This is a genomic window from Micromonospora sp. CNZ280 (assembly GCF_011759515.1).
Map to the genome: position 1 here is coordinate 19,167 of NZ_JAAOYP010000005.1, position 16,390 is coordinate 35,556.

Genomic DNA, 16,390 nt, shown 5'->3' on the forward strand with positions numbered 1-16,390 from the left:
GTTGTCGCCGTAGTGCCTGCGTCATCAGGTCGGCCGCCTCCCGTTTCCATGACGAAGAAGGAAGAGCCATGAACATTTGTGTCGTCGCCCTCGGGAAGATCGGGCTGCCGCTCGCCGTGCAGTTCGCGACGAGCGGGCACCGGGTGATCGGCGCCGACGTCTCCGAGCGGGTCGTCGGGCTGGTCAACGACGGGGCGGTCCCGTTCCCGGGCGAGGCCGACCTGGACGTCCGGCTGAAGGAGGCGGTGGCGGCCGGCCTGCTGTCGGCGACCACCGACACCGCGGCGGCCGTCGCCCGGTCCGAGGCGGTGGTCCTGGTGGTGCCGCTCTTCGTGGACGGCCGGGGGCTGCCGGACTTCGGCTGGATGGACGACGCCACCCGGGCGGTGGCGGCCGGGCTCCGGCCGGGCACCCTGGTCAGCTACGAGACCACGCTGCCGGTGGGCACCACGCGGCACCGGTTCGGCCCGATGCTGGAGCAGGGCAGCGGGCTGACCGTGGGCGAGGACTTCCACCTGGTGTTCAGCCCCGAGCGGGTGCTCACCGGCCGGGTCTTCGCCGACCTGCGCCGCTACCCGAAGCTGGTCGGCGGCGTGGGCCGGGCGTCGACCGCGCGCGGCGTGGCGTTCTACGAGTCGGTGCTCCAGTTCGACCCCCGGCCGGACCTGCCCCGCGCCAACGGCGTGTGGGACCTCGGCTCGGCCGAGGCGGCGGAGCTGGCGAAGCTGGCCGAGACCACCTACCGGGACGTGAACATCGGGCTCGCCAACCAGTTCGCCCGGTTCGCCGCCACCGTCGGCGTCGACGTCACCACCGTGATCGAGGCCTGCAACGCCCAGCCGTACAGCCACATCCACCAGCCCGGCATCGCGGTCGGCGGGCACTGCATCCCGGTCTACCCCCGGATGTACCTGTGGAACGATCCGGCCGCGAGCGTGGTCCGTGCCGCCCGGGAGGCGAACGCCCAGATGCCGCAGTACGCCGTCGACCTGCTCGCCACCGCGTACGGCGACCTGACCGGCGTGGAGGTGCTGGTCCTCGGCGCCGCCTACCGGGGCGGGGTGAAGGAGACCGCCTTCTCCGGCGTCTTCCCGACCGTCGACGCGCTCCGTGCCCGGGGCGCCCGGCCGTACGTCGCCGACCCGATGTACACCGCCGCCGAGCTGACCGCGCTGGGGCTGCCGGCGTACGGCGACCAGGCCGTCACCGCCGCGGTGATCCAGGCCGACCACCCGGAGTACCGGTCGCTGACCCCCGCCGACCTGCCCTCGGTGCGGGTGCTGGTGGACGGCCGCCGGGTCACCGACCCGGCGCGCTGGACCGGCGTCCGCCGGGTCGTGATCGGCGGCTGATCACCCGGCCGCGCCTCCCCGGCCAGCACGAGCCGGGGCCGGCTGGTCAGCCCGGGCCGAGGCCGGCCGGTCGGCTCGGGCCGAGCCTCGCCGTTCCGCCCAGGCCGAGGCCGGCGGGGCGGCTGCCCGGGTCGCGGGAGACCACCTCGCCCCGGGCGTCCACCCAGCCCAGCGGGCGGGCCGGGTTCCCGGCCACGAGCTGGTACGGCGGCACGTCCCGGGTCACCACCGAACCGGCCGCCACCATCGCGTACGCGCCCACCTCGATGCCGCAGACCAGGGTGGCGTTGGCGCCGATCGAGGCGCCCCGGCGGACCAGCGTCGGAGTGACCGTCCAGTCCGGGTTCTGCGCGCGGGGGCGCAGGTCGTTGGTGAAGACCACGCACGGGCCGACGAAGACCTCGTCCTCGAGGGTGACGCCCTGGTAGACGGAGACGTTGTTCTGGATCTTCACGAGGTCGCCGACCGTCACGCCGGCGTCGACGTACACGTTGCGGCCGATGACGCAGCCGGCGCCCACCCGGGCGGAGGACCGGATGTGCGCCAGGTGCCAGACCTTCGTGCCGTCCCCGACGTACGCGCCCTCCTCGACGTCGGCCGTGGGGTGGACGAAGACGGGGGAGAGCGCGGTGCTGGTGTCAGCCATGTCGACTCGCAGGACTCGGGTACCGGGACTTGGCGTAGGATAAGTCCCTCTTGACCGATTTCACCGGCACCGCGCCGGATGGCCGGCGGGTCAGGTGGCGGGGGAGACGGTCTCCGGTTCGACCGGCAGCCCGCCCGTACGCGGCGCCGGCGGCCGGCCGCCCCGGTCGAGTTCCCGGCGGGCGGCGGCCAGGAACGCCTCCGCGTACGACTCGGCGGGGAAGTCGCCCAGGTAGCGCCGCCGGGTGGCCCACCGGTCCGGGGCCAGCGGGTCGGTGTCGAGCAGCGCGGTGAGCACCTCGTCCACGTTGGCCATGTCCCGGCTCAGCACGTAGCCGGAGCCGGCCAGCGGGAACCGTTCGGTGAACCGGTCACCGTCGCCGCCCATGTCGGTCACCGCGTACGGCTTGCCGGAGTAGAGGTAGTCGGAGATCACCCCGGACACGTCGGAGACCAGCGCGTCCGAGCGGTTCACGCACTCGGTCAGGGTCAGCTCGCGGGCGGCCGCGCCGAAGACGTGCTGCCGGCCGGTCCGTGCCCGGTCCGCGGCCAGCAGTTCGGTGAGCCGGCCCAGCTGCCGGGCCGAGGCCGGGTTCTGAGCGGTGTACGGGTGGGCCCGCAGGATCACCGTGGCCCCGCGCGCCAGCAGCCGCCGCAGCAGCGTCTCCGCCACCGGCAGCGAGCAGTAGTTGGCGTCCGCGTGGTGCCCTGTCCAGGTCGGCGTGTAGAGCACGGTCGGGTGTGCCAGGCCGCGCGCCGGCTCCGGGCGGACCTTGATCGCCTCCACCTGCGGGCGGCCGACCACCTCGAACTTCTCCGCCGGGATCTCGACCCCGGCCCGGGCGTACCGGTCGATGGCTGCCTCGCCGGCCACGAAGATCCGGTCGAAGATGGCCGAGACCGGGTTGGCGCTGGGCGCCTTGTCGCTGTCGCCGTGGTGCAGCTGCACGTGGGTGAGCTGGGTGAACCGGATGCAGTGGCTGTTCTTGGCGCCGTGGTTGACGTAGAAGGCCACCCGCAGGCTCGGCACCAGCGCCTCGTCCATCGCCTTCAGGGTCGGGCAGTAGACCACCGGGGCGGTGGTGGCGGCCGCGATGCTGCGCAGGAACTCCGGCTCGCGCACCATGACCAGGAACGGCCTGCCGATCCGTTCCAGGTACGGCAGCCACATGGTGACCTGGTACTCGGAGCCGGGCGGCGCGGAGAAGTGCAGCAGGAACTCGGGCTGGTGCCGGCGCAGGGCCCGGGTCACCGCCGACCCGCCGGCCGGCGGCCGGAACCGCCGCCGGGCCAGGTCGAGGCCGACCGCGCCGGCAGTCGCGCCGACCAGCAGGCTGGCGACCAGCGCGACGGCGGCGGGCGGCGCGAACGCGGCCGCCAGCGCGACCACCGCGAGCAGCCCGAGCAGGGCGCTGCCCAGCCGCGCGGCGACCAGCGGCGTCCAGCCGCGCACCGGCAGGTTGGCGGCCCGGATCTCCAGGTTGCCGGCGTCGCGCAGCGGCCCGACGAGCAGTACCAGGCCCAGCAGCACCAGCGCGGTGGCGGCCAGCACGGGGTCGAACCCGGCGTCGAGCCGCCGGGCGTAGCCGACCAGGATGCCGGCCGCGACCAGCACGGTCTCCGGCACGCTGTCGGCGCCCGGCCGGACCCGCCGCTCCCAGGCCGCCGCGGCGAGCGCGGCCAGCGCCAGGCCGAGCCCCCAGCCGGTGGCGCCGGTCAGCGCCACCACCAGGAACGCCAGCACCGCCAGCCCGGTGGTCAGGCCCCGGGCGATCAGCTTCCGGACCAGGTCGCCACGCATCTCGGCTGCGCCTCCCGCCGTCGCCGCGCCCGGGTCAGCCGCTGACGGCGGCGCCCGCCGCCTGGTCGGCCTGCGCCGGCGTCGGCTGGGCGGGCACCTCGCCGGGCGCCCGGCGTACGTCGATGACCTGCCCGGTGAGGTCGGAGATCAGCACGTCCAGCGACGCCCGGGCGACGGTCTCGGCGGCGAGCAGGGTGTGCTCCGGCTCCTCGCCGAACGCCTTGGTGCGCATCGGGGTGGCGGTCCGCTCCGGGTTGACGCAGTTGACCCGTACGCCGAACTCGGCCCACTCGTCGGCCAGCGCCTGGGTGAGGTTGACCAGGGCGGCCTTGGTGGAGGAGTAGAGCGCGTACTGGGCCCGGCCCCGGGTGTAGGAGCTGGAGGTGTAGAGCAGCAGCTGGCCCTTGGTCTGCTGGAGGTAGGGCAGCGCCTGCCGGGCGGCGATGACCGGCCCGACGAAGTTGACCTGGAGCACCCGGTCCATGGTCTCCTCGTCCATCTCCACGAGGGCGCCCTTCTCCAGGATGCCGGCGGTGACCACCACGTGGTCGATCCGGCCGGTGGCCTCGAAGGCGGTCTTCAGTGCGGCCTCGACGTCCGCGGCGCGCTCGACGTGGGTGCCGGTGCTGGAGCGGCTGAACGGGAAGACCTGGGCGCCGTAGCCGCGGGCCAGCTCGGCCAGGTCGTGCCCGATGCCGTAGCTGCCGCCGAAGATCACGATCGTCCGGCCGGCCAGCTCCTCGGTGTAGCTGCGGTGGTCGGTCAGCCGGGGCGCCTGGGCGGCGGCGAGCTGGAAGAGCTTGTCCGCCAGGTGCACGTCGACCGGGTGGGTGACCTTGATGTTCTCGTCCGAGCCGTCGATCACCTTGATCGGCGTGCCCGGCAGGTAGCGCAGCACCACGCCGCAGTCGTCGGTGGCGGCGAAGTCCGGGTCGCCCTCGGCGCGCCGGTACGCCTCCCGGATGGTGCCGGAGCGGAACGCCTGGGGGGTCTGCCCGCGGCGCAGCGACGAGCGCACCGGGATGTCGGTGATGCAGTCGTCCTCGTCGACCTGGATGATCGTGTCGGCCGACGGGATGGCCACGTCGACCGCCGAGTACGTCCAGAGCGCGTTCACGCACTCCCGCACGATCCGGCCGCTGACCAGGGGCCGCACCGCGTCGTGGAAGAGGATGTTGCAGTCGTCGGGGCCGACCGCGTCCAGCGCGATCCGGGTGGTGGCGTTGCGCGTGTCACCACCCTCGATGACCTTGGTGACCTTGCGGAGGCCGGCCTTCTCGACGATCCGCTGCGCGTCGGCGACGTGGCCGGCGGCCATCAGCACGATGATCTCGTCGATCTCCGGGGCCGCCTCGAAGACCGCCAGGGTGTGCTCGATGATCGGCTTGCCGGCGATCTTCAGCAGCTGCTTCGGGATGCCGAGGCCCAGCCGGGTCCCGGTGCCGCCCGCCAGGACCACCGCCACCGTCCGCGAGGGCCGCCACGGCGCCGGCGTCTGCGGCGCGGCGTCCGGGCCAGTGGTGTGGTCCTGCGTCATTGCCGATCCTCACTCTCAGGGGTACGTGAACAGAAGGTTCCGCCGGCGCGGCGACGGGATGAACCTTAACGCGCCGGCCGCGCCGCCCCAACGCGACGACGCGGCCCGCGCGCACGCGGGTCGATGGCTCGGGCCTACTTGCCGTTGGCGAACGCCTCGTAGGCCCGGACCACCTCGTCGGTCGGGCCGTCCATCCGGATGACGCCCGATTCCAGCCAGATTGTCCGTTCGCACGTGTCGCGGACGGAGGAGAGCTGGTGGCTGACCAGGAACACCGTCCCGGCGCTCTCCCGCAGCTCCCGCACCCGCTGCTCGCTGCGCTTGCGGAAGCCCTTGTCGCCGGTGGCCAGCGCCTCGTCGATGAGCAGCACGTCGTGCTTCTTCGCCGCGGCGATCGAGAAGCGCAGCCGGGCGGCCATCCCGGAGGAGTAGGTACGCATCGGCAGCGAGGCGAAGTCGCCGCGCTGGTTGATCCCGGAGAACTCGATGATCTCCGGGGTCTGCCGCTGCACCTCCGTCGGGTGCATCCCCATCGCCAGGCAGCCCAGCACCACGTTGCGCTCGCCGGCGAGGTCGTTGAAGAGGGCGGCGTTCACGCCCAGCAGCGACGGCTGGCCCTGGGTGTAGATCGCGCCGCGGTTCACCGGCAGCAGGCCGGCGATCGCCCGCAGGATGGTCGACTTGCCCGAGCCGTTGCTGCCGATCAGCCCGATCGCCTCACCCCGGTACGCGGTGAAGCTGACCCCCTTGACCGCGTGCACCTCCCGGATGTTCGGCGCGGAGGTGCGGGTCACGATCCGCTTGAGCGCGCCCACCGGCCCGCCACCGCCCCCGGCGCCCTTGTGTACCCGGTAGATCACGTGCGCGTCGTCGACCACCACGGTCGGGATCCGCTCCCGGACCCGGGGCAGGGTGACCGTCACGTCGTTGGACGTCTCGAAGTGCTCAACCACGGCCGTACTCCTGTTCGCCGCGCCAGAAGTAGAGGAAACCCCCGGCGCCCATCACGATCGCCCAGCCCACCGCCACCAGCCAGAGCTGCGGCAGGGAGGAGTTGAGCAGCGGGGCGTCCTCCAGCAGGGCGACCCGGCCCAGCTCGATGTAGACCAGCATCGGGTTCAGCTCCACCAGCCGGGTGGCCCAGCCGGGCAGGTTCTCCGCGAAGAGCGTGACGCTGTAGAGCACCCCGGAGCCGTACATCCAGGCGCGCAGCAGGAACGGCATGACCTGCTTCAGGTCGGCCACCTTCGCGCCGAGACGGGCCACCGCCATGGTGAGCCCGGCGTTGAAGATCGTCTGGAGCAGGATCGCCGGCACCAGCACCAGCCAGCCGAGCGTGATCGGCTCGCCGGTGATCAGCACGATCGCGATCAGCACCACCATCGCCCCGAGCAGCTGCTGGAACTGGGTGACCGTGACCGCGAGCGGCAGGCAGGCCCGGGGAAAGTGCAACGCCCGGATCAGGCCCAGGTTGCCGGTGATCGACTGGGTGCCGTTCTGCACCGCGGTCTGGGTGAAGTTGAAGATGAACAGGCCGGTGCAGAGGTACGCGATGAAGTTCGGGATCTCCCGCTGCTCCAGCACCAGGCCGAAGATCAGGTAGTAGACCGCCGCGTTGGTCAGCGGGGTGAGCACCTGCCACAGCTGCCCCAGCTTGGCGTTGCTGAACGACGCGACCAGCTTGGCGTTCGCGTACGCGGAGATGAAGTGCCGGTAGTGCCAGAGCCGCCGGCTGTACTCGGCCAGCGAGGGGCGTTCGCCGGCGACCCGCAGCCCGTACCGGGCGGCGAGCTGCGCCTGGGTGAGGCCGGCGTCGGGGTCGGCCAGCGCCGTGTCGGCCATGGATGGGCGCTCCGATCTTTCGGTTCGACGGGGATGCGCGCGACGATGGAATCTAGCGTGGCCAGTGCGTGGAGCGCCGCCCCCGTCGCTGCGTGGACCGTAGTTCAAAACACGTCGGGACGCAACCGTACCGTCGTTGCGCTACATTGTTCCACGTGACAGCCGAGAAGAGTCCCAGGTGACGACCGAGAAGCGGCGCACGCCGGCCGGCGCGGCCGTGCTCCGTGACGACATCACCACGGCCATCCGCCGGGCACTGATGCAGGAGCTCGCGGCGGTCGGCTACGGCCGGCTCTCCATCGAGGCGGTGGCCCGCCGCGCCGGGGTGAGCAAGACCGCGATCTACCGGCGGTGGAGCTCGAAGCTGGAACTCGTGCTGGAGATCGTCTCCGCCGCGGCCGGCGGCAAGCTGCCGGCGCTGGACACCGGGACCCTGCGCGGCGACCTCGAACTGCTCTTCCAGGTGGTGGCGCGCGCGCTGCGGCACCCGCTGGCCTCGCAGATCATTCCCGACCTGCTGGCCGAGGCGGCCCGCAACCCGACCATCGACGAGACCCTGCGGCGGGTGCTGCGGGCCCGGCAGCAGGAGATCGTCGGCCGGCTGATCAGCCGCGCGGTGCAGCGCGGCGAACTGCCCGCCGACACCGACCCGGACGCGGCGGTCGACCTCATCGTCGGCCCGCTCTACTGGCGGCTCGCCATCGCCCGCACCCCGCTCACCAACGGCTACCTCGACACCCTGGTGGAGTCGGTCGCGGTCGGGCTGGGCGCGGACGGGGCGCTGCCCCGGCAGCGGGAGGCCCCGGTCACCGGCTGACCTGCCGACCCGCCGGCGCCGCCCGCGCCGGGCACCGGCGCCCGAACGGTCCGGCTACTCTGCTTGCCAATCGGGTCGCCGACGGGCCCCGTCGGCACCGCCGTCCCGTTTCATCACTCACACCGTGCCCGTACAACCGACAAGGACCCCCCGTGTCGAAAGTCGACCACGTCGCCGTCGCCCCGCCGCGCTCCGCCGCGGCCGCGAGCCCGGCTCCGGCGGAACCCGGCCGGCTCCGGTCCCTGATCGCCGCCACACCCGCCGTCCTCACCGACGCCGGCGTGCTGGCGTTCGCGCTCTGGACGGTGCTCTACCACGCGGCGTTCCTGTTCAGCCTGGCCCCGTCGGTGACCTTCAGGATCTGGCTGGCCAGCTGCCTGGTGCTGGCCGGGGTGGCGGTGCTGCGGGCCGTGCGGCGGCGCCCGGCGGCGCCCGTGGCCGACCCGGCGACGCCGGCGTCCACCGCGCCGACGGCCACCGACCCGGAGGCGGCCGGGTACCCCCGCCGCTGGCTGGTCGTGGTGCTGGTCGCGGCGGCCGTGGCCGCGGTCACCGCCGGCCTGGCCAACACCACGGCCGGCGACGGGATGTCCTGGTGGGTCCCGGCCAGCGCCGGGGCGGTCGCGGCGGTCGGCGGGATGCTGCTGATCCGCCGGATGTGGCTGAGCTCTCCGGTGACCGCGCCGGCAGCGCCGGCGCCGACCGCGTTCCAGTCCGGGTACGCGCTGGTCGTCTCGCTGCTGGTCGCCGTCTCCTCGTTCTTCCTCGCCCGCAACACCCCGGACGACGTCTACTACGTCGGCAAGTCGGTGTGGGTGGCCGAGCGGGACATCATCCCGCTCAACGACTTCCTGTTCACCGAGAACGTCGCGCCGCCGATGGGGTCCCAGCCGCCGATCGCGTCCATCGAGGTGTTCGCCGGGGCGCTCGGCCGGGTCTTCGGCATCCACGGCGCCACCGCCACCTGGTACGTGCTGCTGCCGGTGCTCGCGGTGCTCGCCATCCTCGCCCTGTGGCGGCTGGTGCACCGCTGGGCCCCGCGCCGGCCGCTGCTCGCGTTCAGCGTGGCCGTCGCCTTCCTCTACCTGGTGGCCGGCGGCGACGCCGCGCTCGGCACCTTCCACCTGCCCCGGCTCTACGAGGGCAAGGGCATGTTCGTCTCGGCGGTCATCCCGCTGATGTGGCTCTACCTGACCAACTGGTTCGACAACCGTTCCCGGTGGGGGCTGCTGCTCATCGTCGCGCTCTCGGTGACCGCGACCGGGCTGACCACCACCGCCGCGATCATCCTGCCGATGCTGGTCGGCGCCGCGGCGTTCGCCATGCTGCTGGTCGGCCGCTGGAAGGACGCGCTGCTGGCCGGCGCGGCCGCGGTGGCGTACCCGGTCGGTTCGGTGGTGGTCTCCCAGCTGGTCCTCGACCTGGCGGCCGCCACCGGCGCGGACGACGCGTTCTTCGACGCCGAGTACACCTACCGGCGGACGCTGATGATCGGCGTGGTCGGGGTGCTCTGCGGGCTGGCGCTGTGGTGCGGCCCGCTGCTGGCCCGCCGGCGCACCCCGGCGCTGCTCGCCGCCGGCGGCACCCTGACGCTCAGCGTGCTGCTCGTCCCCGGAGTGCTGGAACTGCTCAGCGACCTCAGCGGCATCTCGGTGGTGCTCTGGCGGGTGCCGTGGCTGCTGGCGCTGCCCACGCTGATCGGGCTGCTCTGCACTGTGGACATCCCCTCGCCCGTGCCGGCGCTGCGGCGGCTGGTCGGCGTCGGCGTCGCGGTGACCATGGTCGCCTCGTTCGCGGTCTTCGCCACCCCGATGTGGTCGAAGGAGAGCTGGGTGACCGTGCACGACCGGCCGACCTGGAAGCTGCCGCAGCAGCGGCAGGGGATCGCGTTCTGGATCAAGGACCTGGACCGGCCGGACGGGCTCCTCCTCGCCCCGTCGGTGATCATGCGGACCTCGCTGATCGTCACCAGCCGGGTCCGGGTGGTCCTGCCCCGCGACTTCTACCTCGTGGAGTACGACCTGAACTCCGACTTCGCCAAGGACCGGCTGCTGCTCGCCAAGTTCGCCGACGGGGCCATCACCCCGTCCGAGGTGGAGGTGGCCGGCGCTATCGACCGGCTCGGTGTCGGCACCATCTGTGTCTACAACGGCAACAGCTACGCCCGGGAGATGGCTCCGCGGCTCGGCTTCGAGCAGTTCGCCCAGCGTCCCGCGCCCGGCGCGGTGACCTGCTTCCGGCGCGGCTGACCGTACGCCGGCCGTCCGCGACGACGCCGTGGGAGTGGGCCCGCGGTGCGGCGTGGACGGCCGGGTGCGGGTTTGACCGAAAGGTGCCGGATACCCGAGCGACGCCCGGCTGTCCCTTCGCGTTAAGGTCGCAGCACGCGCTGACGGCCCGCCGCGGGGGGAAGAGCACGACACATGGGCCCGGCCCGTCATCGATCTTCGTAGGGAGCGTACTCGTTGTTCGGCACGTTGACAGGACGGATCGGAGTCGCCGCCCGCGGCGCGCTGCTGGTGCTGTCCTACCTGGTCATGCTCGCCGCCGGTGCCCTCGGCTGGATCGGCGTGTTCGCCGTCGCCGGGCTGGTCGCCGTGCTCGGCGAATTCGCCCTGATGCGCTGGTCGCCCGCCTCCGACGTGCTGTTGGAGAAGGTCGGCCTGAACCGCGGCTACCGGCAGCTGAGCCGGGACCTGGCGACCGTGCTGCTGGTGGCCGCCGAGGTGGCGCTGAGCGGGACCGAGCTCAGCCTGCTGCTGGTGCTGCCCGCCGCGGTCTGGGTGGTCGCGGTCTTCTCCGGCGCGCTGGTCACCATGATCGACCGGCGCAACCCGCAGTCGGCGCTGGTGCGCAACATCGAGCTGGGTTCGCTCCGCGGGGCTCCCGAGCCGCCGGCTTGGGCGTCCGCCATCGCCGGTGACCGGATGCCGGTGGTCAACGTGCTGCTGGTGCCGGCCGCGGTGGTCGCCGCGGTGTCGGACGACGTGACCCCGTTCCTGGTCACCGCGGCGGTGACGGTAGCGGTGACCGGGGTGGTCGGCGCGATAGTCGCGCTGACCTGGCTGCGCGGCCGGGGCAGTGGGCAGAGCCCGTTGCTGCCCGCCGTGCAGCGCTGGCTGGACAGCTACCGCCCCGAGGTGGCGCTCTACTTCGCCGGCCCGGCCAAGGACGTCTACCAGGCCAACATGTGGCTGGCCCCGACCGAGGCGCTCCAGCAGCGCGCGGTGGTGCTGCTGCGCAACAAGGAGGCCTTCCTCGAACTCGCCGACACCCGGCTGCCGGTGATCTGCGTACCGGCCGGGGTGGACTTCATGAACCTGGAACTGGGCAGCGTGCGCGCGGCGCTCTACGCCGCCAACGTCGGCGCGAACATCCACATGCTCCGCGAGCCGGGCATGAAGCACGTCTTCGTCGGGCACGGCGACAGCGACAAGGCGGCCAGCGTCAACCCGTACAGCAAGGTGTACGACGAGGTCTGGGTGGCCGGGCTCGCCGGCCGCGAGCGGTACGCCCGGGCCGGGGTGGGCGTGCTGGACTCCGACATCGTCGAGATCGGACGCCCGCAGCTGGCCGGCGTGCACACCTTCGGTGCCGAGTCGGTGGACCGGCCGTTCACCGTCCTCTACGCGCCGACCTGGGAGGGCTGGCTCGACGACGACCCGTACCACACCTCGCTGGTGCTGATGGGCGAGCGGATCGTCAAGGGACTGCTCGCCGTCTCGCCGCGGATCCGGCTGATCTACAAGCCACACCCGCTGACCGGCTCGCGGGCCAAGGAGGCCAAGGCGGTGCACGACCGGATCGTGGGGCGGATCCGGGCCGCCGGCGGCGACCCCGACGCGACCTCGCTGGACGGCACCCGGCACCTGGTGGTCACCGGCCGCACGCCGGCGCTGTTCGACTGCTTCAACCAGACCGACCTGCTGATCAGCGACGTGTCCAGTGTGGTCTCCGACTTCGTGCAGAGCCAGCGGCCGTACGTGGTGGCCAACCCGGGCGGGCTGCCGGAGGACGAGTTCCGCCGGGAGTACCCGACCGCCCGCGCGGCGTACCTGCTCTCCGCCGACTGCGGCGAGCTGGAGAAGATCGTCTCGCTGACCCGGGCCGGCGACGACCCGTTGACCGAGGCCCGCCGGGAGCTGAAGACGTACCTGCTCGGCCCGGCGGAGGCCAACCCGATGGACCGGTTCCGGGAGGAGATCGCCCGGCTCTGCCACCGCTGAGCGCGCGCCGCACCGACCCCGCCGCGCCCGGGACGACCGCGTCGTCCCGGGCGCGGTCCTGTCCGGCGTACGCCGGGGAACCGGTTCAGTCGAGCAGGGCGGCCACCGCGTCGGCGACCGGGGTGTCCACCGGCAGCGCCTGAGCGGCCACCACGGCGGCGACCGGCAGCGGGCCGTACAGGTGCGGGAAGAGCTGCCCACCCCGGGACGGCTCCCAACGCAGCGCGTCGCCCAGCCGGTCCGGGTCGACGGTCAGCAGGGTCAGCCCGGTGACGCCGGCGAAGTGCCGGCGGGCCGTCTCCACCACCTGATCGGCGGACGAGAGGTGGACGAAGCCGTCCTGCCGGTCCACGGCCGTGCCCGCCAGGTGCCCGGCGGCCAGCGCCTCGTCCCACTCGGTGGTCGGCAGCAGCTTGTAGATCACATGGGGAGCCTAGTGCCGCGGCGGGCGTCGGGCGGCTCGTCCCGGCGCGGCCGGTTTCGCCGGTACCGGCCCTTCCGTCGCCCCCGGCCCGGCATGCTCAGGTGGAGCGGGTCGGAGAGGGATGGCGATGCAGAGCTACGACGACGACTGGACCGACAGCCAGCGCGCGCTGTACGACGAGTGCTACCAGGCCGGCGGGGAGTGGGCCGACGATCCGGACACGCCGAGCGAGGACGTGCAGCACGTGATCAACCTCGGCGAGGCCGACGACGACACCCTGGCGGACGCCGAGATCGACTTCCCGCCCCTGGTCGACGCGGTCACCCAGGCCACCGGGGAGAACGTGACCAGCGTGCCGGCCAGCCACGACGATCCCGGCTTCCGGGGCTTCGTCGACGGGGTCCGGGACGCCGTCGACGACGAGACCTTCGGCCTCTAGCAGCCGACCGACGCCGGACCGGACCGGCCCGGCCCTCCCGCCCGGGTCCGGGTTCTGCCACCATTCGGGTCGACGGACCGACGAATGGGGGACCCGCTTGCGCATCCTGCTGGTCGAGGACGACCGCCGGGTGGCCGCCGCGCTGTCGTCCGCCCTCACCCGGCGGGGCTACGAGGTCGAGCACGCCGCCACCGTCGCCGCAGCCCTCTCCGCCGCCCCCTGCGATCTGGTCCTGCTCGACCTGACCCTGCCCGACGGGGACGGCACCGACCTGTGCCGGGAGCTGCGCCGGCGCAGCTCGCAGCTCGGCATCATCGCGGTGACCGCCCGGGGCGAGGAGCGGGACCGGGTGCTCGGGCTGCGGCTCGGCGCGGACGACTACGTGGTCAAGCCGTTCTCGATGGTGGAGCTGCAGGCCCGGATCGAGGCGGTGCTGCGCCGGGCGGCGCACACCGTGCCCGAGCGCAACCTGATCGAGTCCGGGCCGGTCCGGATCGACGTGGCGGCCCGTACGGTGACCGTGGCCGGCCGGGCGGTGGCGCTCACCCGCAAGGAGTTCGACATCCTGCTCTCGCTGGCCCGGCAGCCCGGGGTGGCGGTGCCCCGCGACCGGATCCTGCTCGACGCCTGGGGCACCACCTGGGCCGACCGGCACACCGTCGAGGTGCACGTCGGCTCGCTGCGCGGCAAGCTGGGCGACCCGCGCCTGGTGGAGACGGTGCGCGGGGTCGGCTACCGGCTGCGCGGCGAGTGAGGGGGACGGGTGCGACGCCGCCTGGTGATCAGCTACCTGCTGTTGATGGTGTTGGTCCTGATGGCGCTGGAGACCCCGCTGGCGGCCACCCTGGCCACCAAGGAGACCGACCGGGTCCGCGCCGACCGGCTCGTCGACGCGACCCGGTTCGCCTCGCTGGCCGGCCCGGCGCTGCGCGGCGGCATGCCCGGCCCGATCGACAACGAGCTGCGCAGCTACGACGAGCTGTACGGGATCGGCGCGGCGGTGGTCGACCGGGACCGCCGTACCGTGGTTGCCTCGGCGAGCTGGCGGGCCGCCCCGGGCACCGACCTGGCGTTGGACACCGCCCTCTCCGGCCAGCAGGCCAGCGGCCCGGAGTCGGTCTGGCCGTGGGTGGACGGGCCGATCGTGGTGGCGGTGCCGATCAACGACGGCGGTGAGGTGCTCGGCGCGGTGGTCACGGCCAGCCCGGCCGGCGCGGTCCGCCGTACCGTCACCACCTGGTGGCTGCTGCTGGCCGGCCTGGGCCTGCTCGCGGTGCTGGCCTGCGTGCTGACCGCGTTCGGGCTGGCCGGTTGGGTGCTGCGCCCGGTCACCGAACTGGATGCGGTCACCCACGAGATCGCCGAGGGGGACCGGGGCGCCCGGGTGCAGCACCGGCTGGGCCCGCCCGAGCTGCGCCGGCTGGCGACCAGCTTCAACCACATGGCCGACGTGGTGTCGGACGTGATGGACCGGCAACGCGCCTTCGTCGCGCACGCCAGCCACCAGCTGCGCAACCCGCTCACCGCGCTGCGGCTGCGGGTGGAGGAACTGGGGCCGAGCCTGACCGACCCGCAGGGGCGCGCGGAGCACCGGCTCGCCCTGGAGGAGACCGACCGGCTGGCCCTGGTGCTGGACGCGCTGCTCACCCTGGCCCGTGCCGAGCGGCGGGAGAACCAGCGGGTGACCGTGGACGCGGTGGCGGTGTCCGCCGCCCGGATGGCCGCCTGGGAGCCGCTGGCCCGGCACCGGTCGGTCTCGCTCCGGCTGGCGGCCACCGACGCGCCCGCGTACGCGCGGACCGTGCCGACCGCCATCGACCAGGCCCTGGACGCGCTGATCGACAACGCGGTGAAGTTCAGCGGGGCCGGCGGGGAGGTGACGGTGACCGTCGGGCGCCAGGACGGCGGGATCGCGCTGGAGGTGCGGGACACCGGCCCCGGCATGACCGCCAGCCAGCTGGGTCAGGCCACCGAACGCTTCTGGCGGGCGCCAGAGGTGCAGAACGTCGACGGCGCCGGGCTGGGCCTGACCATCGCCGCGGTGCTGGCGGACGCCTCGGACGGGCGGCTCACCATGCGCGCGGGCCAGCCCCGCGGCCTCGTCGCCGGCCTCTGGTTCCCCGCCGCCGACCCCGCCCCCACCGAACCCACGACCACCGAACCCACGACCACCCTCGCCCCGGAGGGCCGAGCCGTCTGATCGCCGGCGGGTCGGCGGGACCGGGCCGGCGCCGCCGAACGGCAGGGGATCGACGCTGTCGGGTCAGGGTTTGGTGGCGCGGTACCAGGCGGCGGCCCCGGGGTGCAGGGGGAGCGGGGCGGTGGCGATCGCCGCCCGGGTGCTCATCCGCCCGGCCGCCGGATGCGCGGCGGCCAGTTCCGCCCGGCGCTCCATCAGCAGCCGGGTCACCTCTCGGACCAGCGACTCCGGCAGGTTGGCCCGGACGACCAGGAAGTTCGGGTTGGCCACCGTGGTGACCGGGTCGACGCCGTACACGGAGCGGGGGATGTCCCGGGAGACGTACACCTCGGGGTTGCTGCGGCGCAGCGGATCGGTCCAGTCGCCCAGGTCGACGATCCGGATGGCGGTGGAGCCGGACAGCTCCTCGACGGCCCGCACCGGCAGCCCGCCGGAGAAGAAGAACGCGTCGATCCGCCCGGACCGCAGCGCCGCCGCCGAGTCGTCCAGGCCCAGCCGCTCGCGGTGGACCGCGTCGCCGCCCAGCTGCGCCACCGCCAGCAGCCGGCTCGCGGTGATCTCGGTGCCGGACCCGGCCGCGCCGACCGACACCCGCCGGCCGCGCAGATCGGCCAGCGTGCGTACCGGACCGCCGGCGGTGGTGACCAGGTGCAGCAGGTCGTCGTAGACCCGGGCCACCGCGAGCACCGACGGGTGCGCGGCGGGTGCGGCCGGCAGCACGTCGGCCTGGGTGAAGCCCAGCTCGGCCTCGCCGGCGCCGACCAGCCGGACGTTCTCCGCGGAGGCGGCGGTGACCACCACGCTGGCCCGCACGCCGGGCAGTTCCCGGTTGAGGATGGCGGCCAGCGACTGCCCGAAGGCGTGGTAGACGGCGGTCGGGCTGCCGGTGGCGATCCGGATCGGCACCGGCGCGGCGGGGGCGTCCCGGCAGCCGGCGACGCCGGCCAGCGCCGTGACCAGCAGCAGCGCCAGCAGCGCCCGCGGGCGGGCGGGGCGCGGGCGGGCACGGCGGGACTGGATTCGACTCACGGGCTGCACTCTGCGCCCTGCGGGCGACGGCACGCAAGCACGGGGCCCCGGCCGGCCGAAGCGGCCGAGCGGTTCGTC

The 16,390-nt window shown here is 73.7% G+C and carries 14 protein-coding genes; 7 read left to right on the forward strand and 7 right to left on the reverse strand.

The genetic code is table 11. The annotated features are described in order from the left end of the window. The first annotated feature begins 68 nt into the window (after positions 1 to 68). Entirely contained in the window at positions 69 to 1,352 is a 1,284-nt protein-coding gene (locus FHX32_RS30750; protein ID WP_167191162.1) for a nucleotide sugar dehydrogenase, read from the forward strand. Between the two features lie 46 nt (positions 1,353 to 1,398). Here FHX32_RS30750 and FHX32_RS30755 read toward each other — a convergent pair whose 3' ends face one another. From FHX32_RS30755 to FHX32_RS30775, 5 genes are all read right to left on the reverse strand, one after another. Continuing rightward, positions 1,399 to 1,998 (reverse strand): acyltransferase, encoded by a 600-nt coding sequence (locus FHX32_RS30755; protein ID WP_167191164.1) that lies wholly within the window; start codon positions 1,996 to 1,998, stop codon positions 1,399 to 1,401. A 90-nt stretch (positions 1,999 to 2,088) separates the two neighbouring features. Next, positions 2,089 to 3,798 (reverse strand): CDP-glycerol glycerophosphotransferase family protein, encoded by a 1,710-nt coding sequence (locus FHX32_RS30760; RefSeq protein ID WP_167191166.1) that lies wholly within the window; start codon positions 3,796 to 3,798, stop codon positions 2,089 to 2,091. Positions 3,799 to 3,832: 34 nt separating this feature from the next. Then, complete coding sequence (locus FHX32_RS30765; RefSeq protein ID WP_167191168.1) at positions 3,833 to 5,335, reverse strand: bifunctional cytidylyltransferase/SDR family oxidoreductase; 1,503 nt, start codon at positions 5,333 to 5,335, stop codon at positions 3,833 to 3,835. A 134-nt stretch (positions 5,336 to 5,469) separates the two neighbouring features. Beyond that, positions 5,470 to 6,288 (reverse strand): ABC transporter ATP-binding protein, encoded by an 819-nt coding sequence (locus FHX32_RS30770; protein WP_088995029.1) that lies wholly within the window; start codon positions 6,286 to 6,288, stop codon positions 5,470 to 5,472. Continuing rightward, a complete protein-coding gene (locus FHX32_RS30775) occupies positions 6,281 to 7,177 on the reverse strand; it encodes an ABC transporter permease (protein ID WP_167191170.1) in 897 nt (298 codons plus the stop codon). The genes FHX32_RS30770 and FHX32_RS30775 overlap by 8 nt, the downstream gene beginning before the upstream one ends. Positions 7,178 to 7,394: 217 nt before the next feature. On the opposite strand from FHX32_RS30775, the gene FHX32_RS30780 reads away from it, so the two are divergent. From FHX32_RS30780 to FHX32_RS30790, 3 genes are all read left to right on the forward strand, one after another. Beyond that, positions 7,395 to 7,994, forward strand: a complete 600-nt coding sequence (locus tag FHX32_RS30780; RefSeq protein ID WP_486481467.1) for a TetR/AcrR family transcriptional regulator — start codon at positions 7,395 to 7,397, stop codon at positions 7,992 to 7,994. Positions 7,995 to 8,146: 152 nt separating this feature from the next. Further along, entirely contained in the window at positions 8,147 to 10,243 is a 2,097-nt protein-coding gene (locus FHX32_RS30785) for a DUF6077 domain-containing protein (protein ID WP_167191174.1), read from the forward strand. A 216-nt stretch (positions 10,244 to 10,459) separates the two neighbouring features. Continuing rightward, on the forward strand, positions 10,460 to 12,220 hold the full coding sequence (locus tag FHX32_RS30790) for a CDP-glycerol glycerophosphotransferase family protein (protein ID WP_208419613.1): 1,761 nt from the start codon (positions 10,460 to 10,462) through the stop codon (positions 12,218 to 12,220). 85 nt (positions 12,221 to 12,305) lie between these two features. Here the strand turns inward: FHX32_RS30790 and FHX32_RS30795 are convergent, their stop codons facing one another. Then, positions 12,306 to 12,644, reverse strand: coding sequence for a DUF952 domain-containing protein (locus tag FHX32_RS30795; RefSeq protein ID WP_167191176.1), 339 nt, complete (start codon positions 12,642 to 12,644; stop codon positions 12,306 to 12,308). Positions 12,645 to 12,771: 127 nt separating this feature from the next. On the opposite strand from FHX32_RS30795, the gene FHX32_RS30800 reads away from it, so the two are divergent. The 3 genes from FHX32_RS30800 (at position 12,772) to FHX32_RS30810 (ending at position 15,283) form a co-directional block, all read left to right on the forward strand. Beyond that, positions 12,772 to 13,083, forward strand: coding sequence for a hypothetical protein (locus FHX32_RS30800; protein ID WP_167191178.1), 312 nt, complete (start codon positions 12,772 to 12,774; stop codon positions 13,081 to 13,083). Between the two features lie 97 nt (positions 13,084 to 13,180). Next, a complete protein-coding gene (locus FHX32_RS30805) occupies positions 13,181 to 13,837 on the forward strand; it encodes a response regulator transcription factor (protein WP_088995023.1) in 657 nt (218 codons plus the stop codon). Positions 13,838 to 13,846: 9 nt separating this feature from the next. Beyond that, positions 13,847 to 15,283 carry a sensor histidine kinase gene (locus tag FHX32_RS30810; RefSeq protein ID WP_167191180.1) on the forward strand — a complete coding sequence of 479 codons (1,437 nt, stop codon included), beginning with the start codon at positions 13,847 to 13,849 and terminating at the stop codon, positions 15,281 to 15,283. Between the two features lie 63 nt (positions 15,284 to 15,346). Here FHX32_RS30810 and FHX32_RS30815 read toward each other — a convergent pair whose 3' ends face one another. Next, complete coding sequence (locus FHX32_RS30815) at positions 15,347 to 16,321, reverse strand: TAXI family TRAP transporter solute-binding subunit (RefSeq protein WP_486481427.1); 975 nt, start codon at positions 16,319 to 16,321, stop codon at positions 15,347 to 15,349. Positions 16,322 to 16,390: the final 69 nt, after the last annotated feature.

What these genes read in the sequence shown, in the direction of transcription:
- FHX32_RS30750 (WP_167191162.1), top strand. Translation starts at nt 69, where the DNA reads ATGAACATTTGTGTCGTCGCCCTCGGGAAGATCGGGCTGCCGCTCGCC.
- FHX32_RS30755 (WP_167191164.1), bottom strand. Translation starts at nt 1,998, where the DNA reads ATGGCTGACACCAGCACCGCGCTCTCCCCCGTCTTCGTCCACCCCACG.
- FHX32_RS30760 (WP_167191166.1), bottom strand. Translation starts at nt 3,798, where the DNA reads ATGCGTGGCGACCTGGTCCGGAAGCTGATCGCCCGGGGCCTGACCACC.
- FHX32_RS30765 (WP_167191168.1), bottom strand. Translation starts at nt 5,335, where the DNA reads ATGACGCAGGACCACACCACTGGCCCGGACGCCGCGCCGCAGACGCCG.
- FHX32_RS30775 (WP_167191170.1), bottom strand. Translation starts at nt 7,177, where the DNA reads ATGGCCGACACGGCGCTGGCCGACCCCGACGCCGGCCTCACCCAGGCG.
- FHX32_RS30800 (WP_167191178.1), top strand. Translation starts at nt 12,772, where the DNA reads ATGCAGAGCTACGACGACGACTGGACCGACAGCCAGCGCGCGCTGTAC.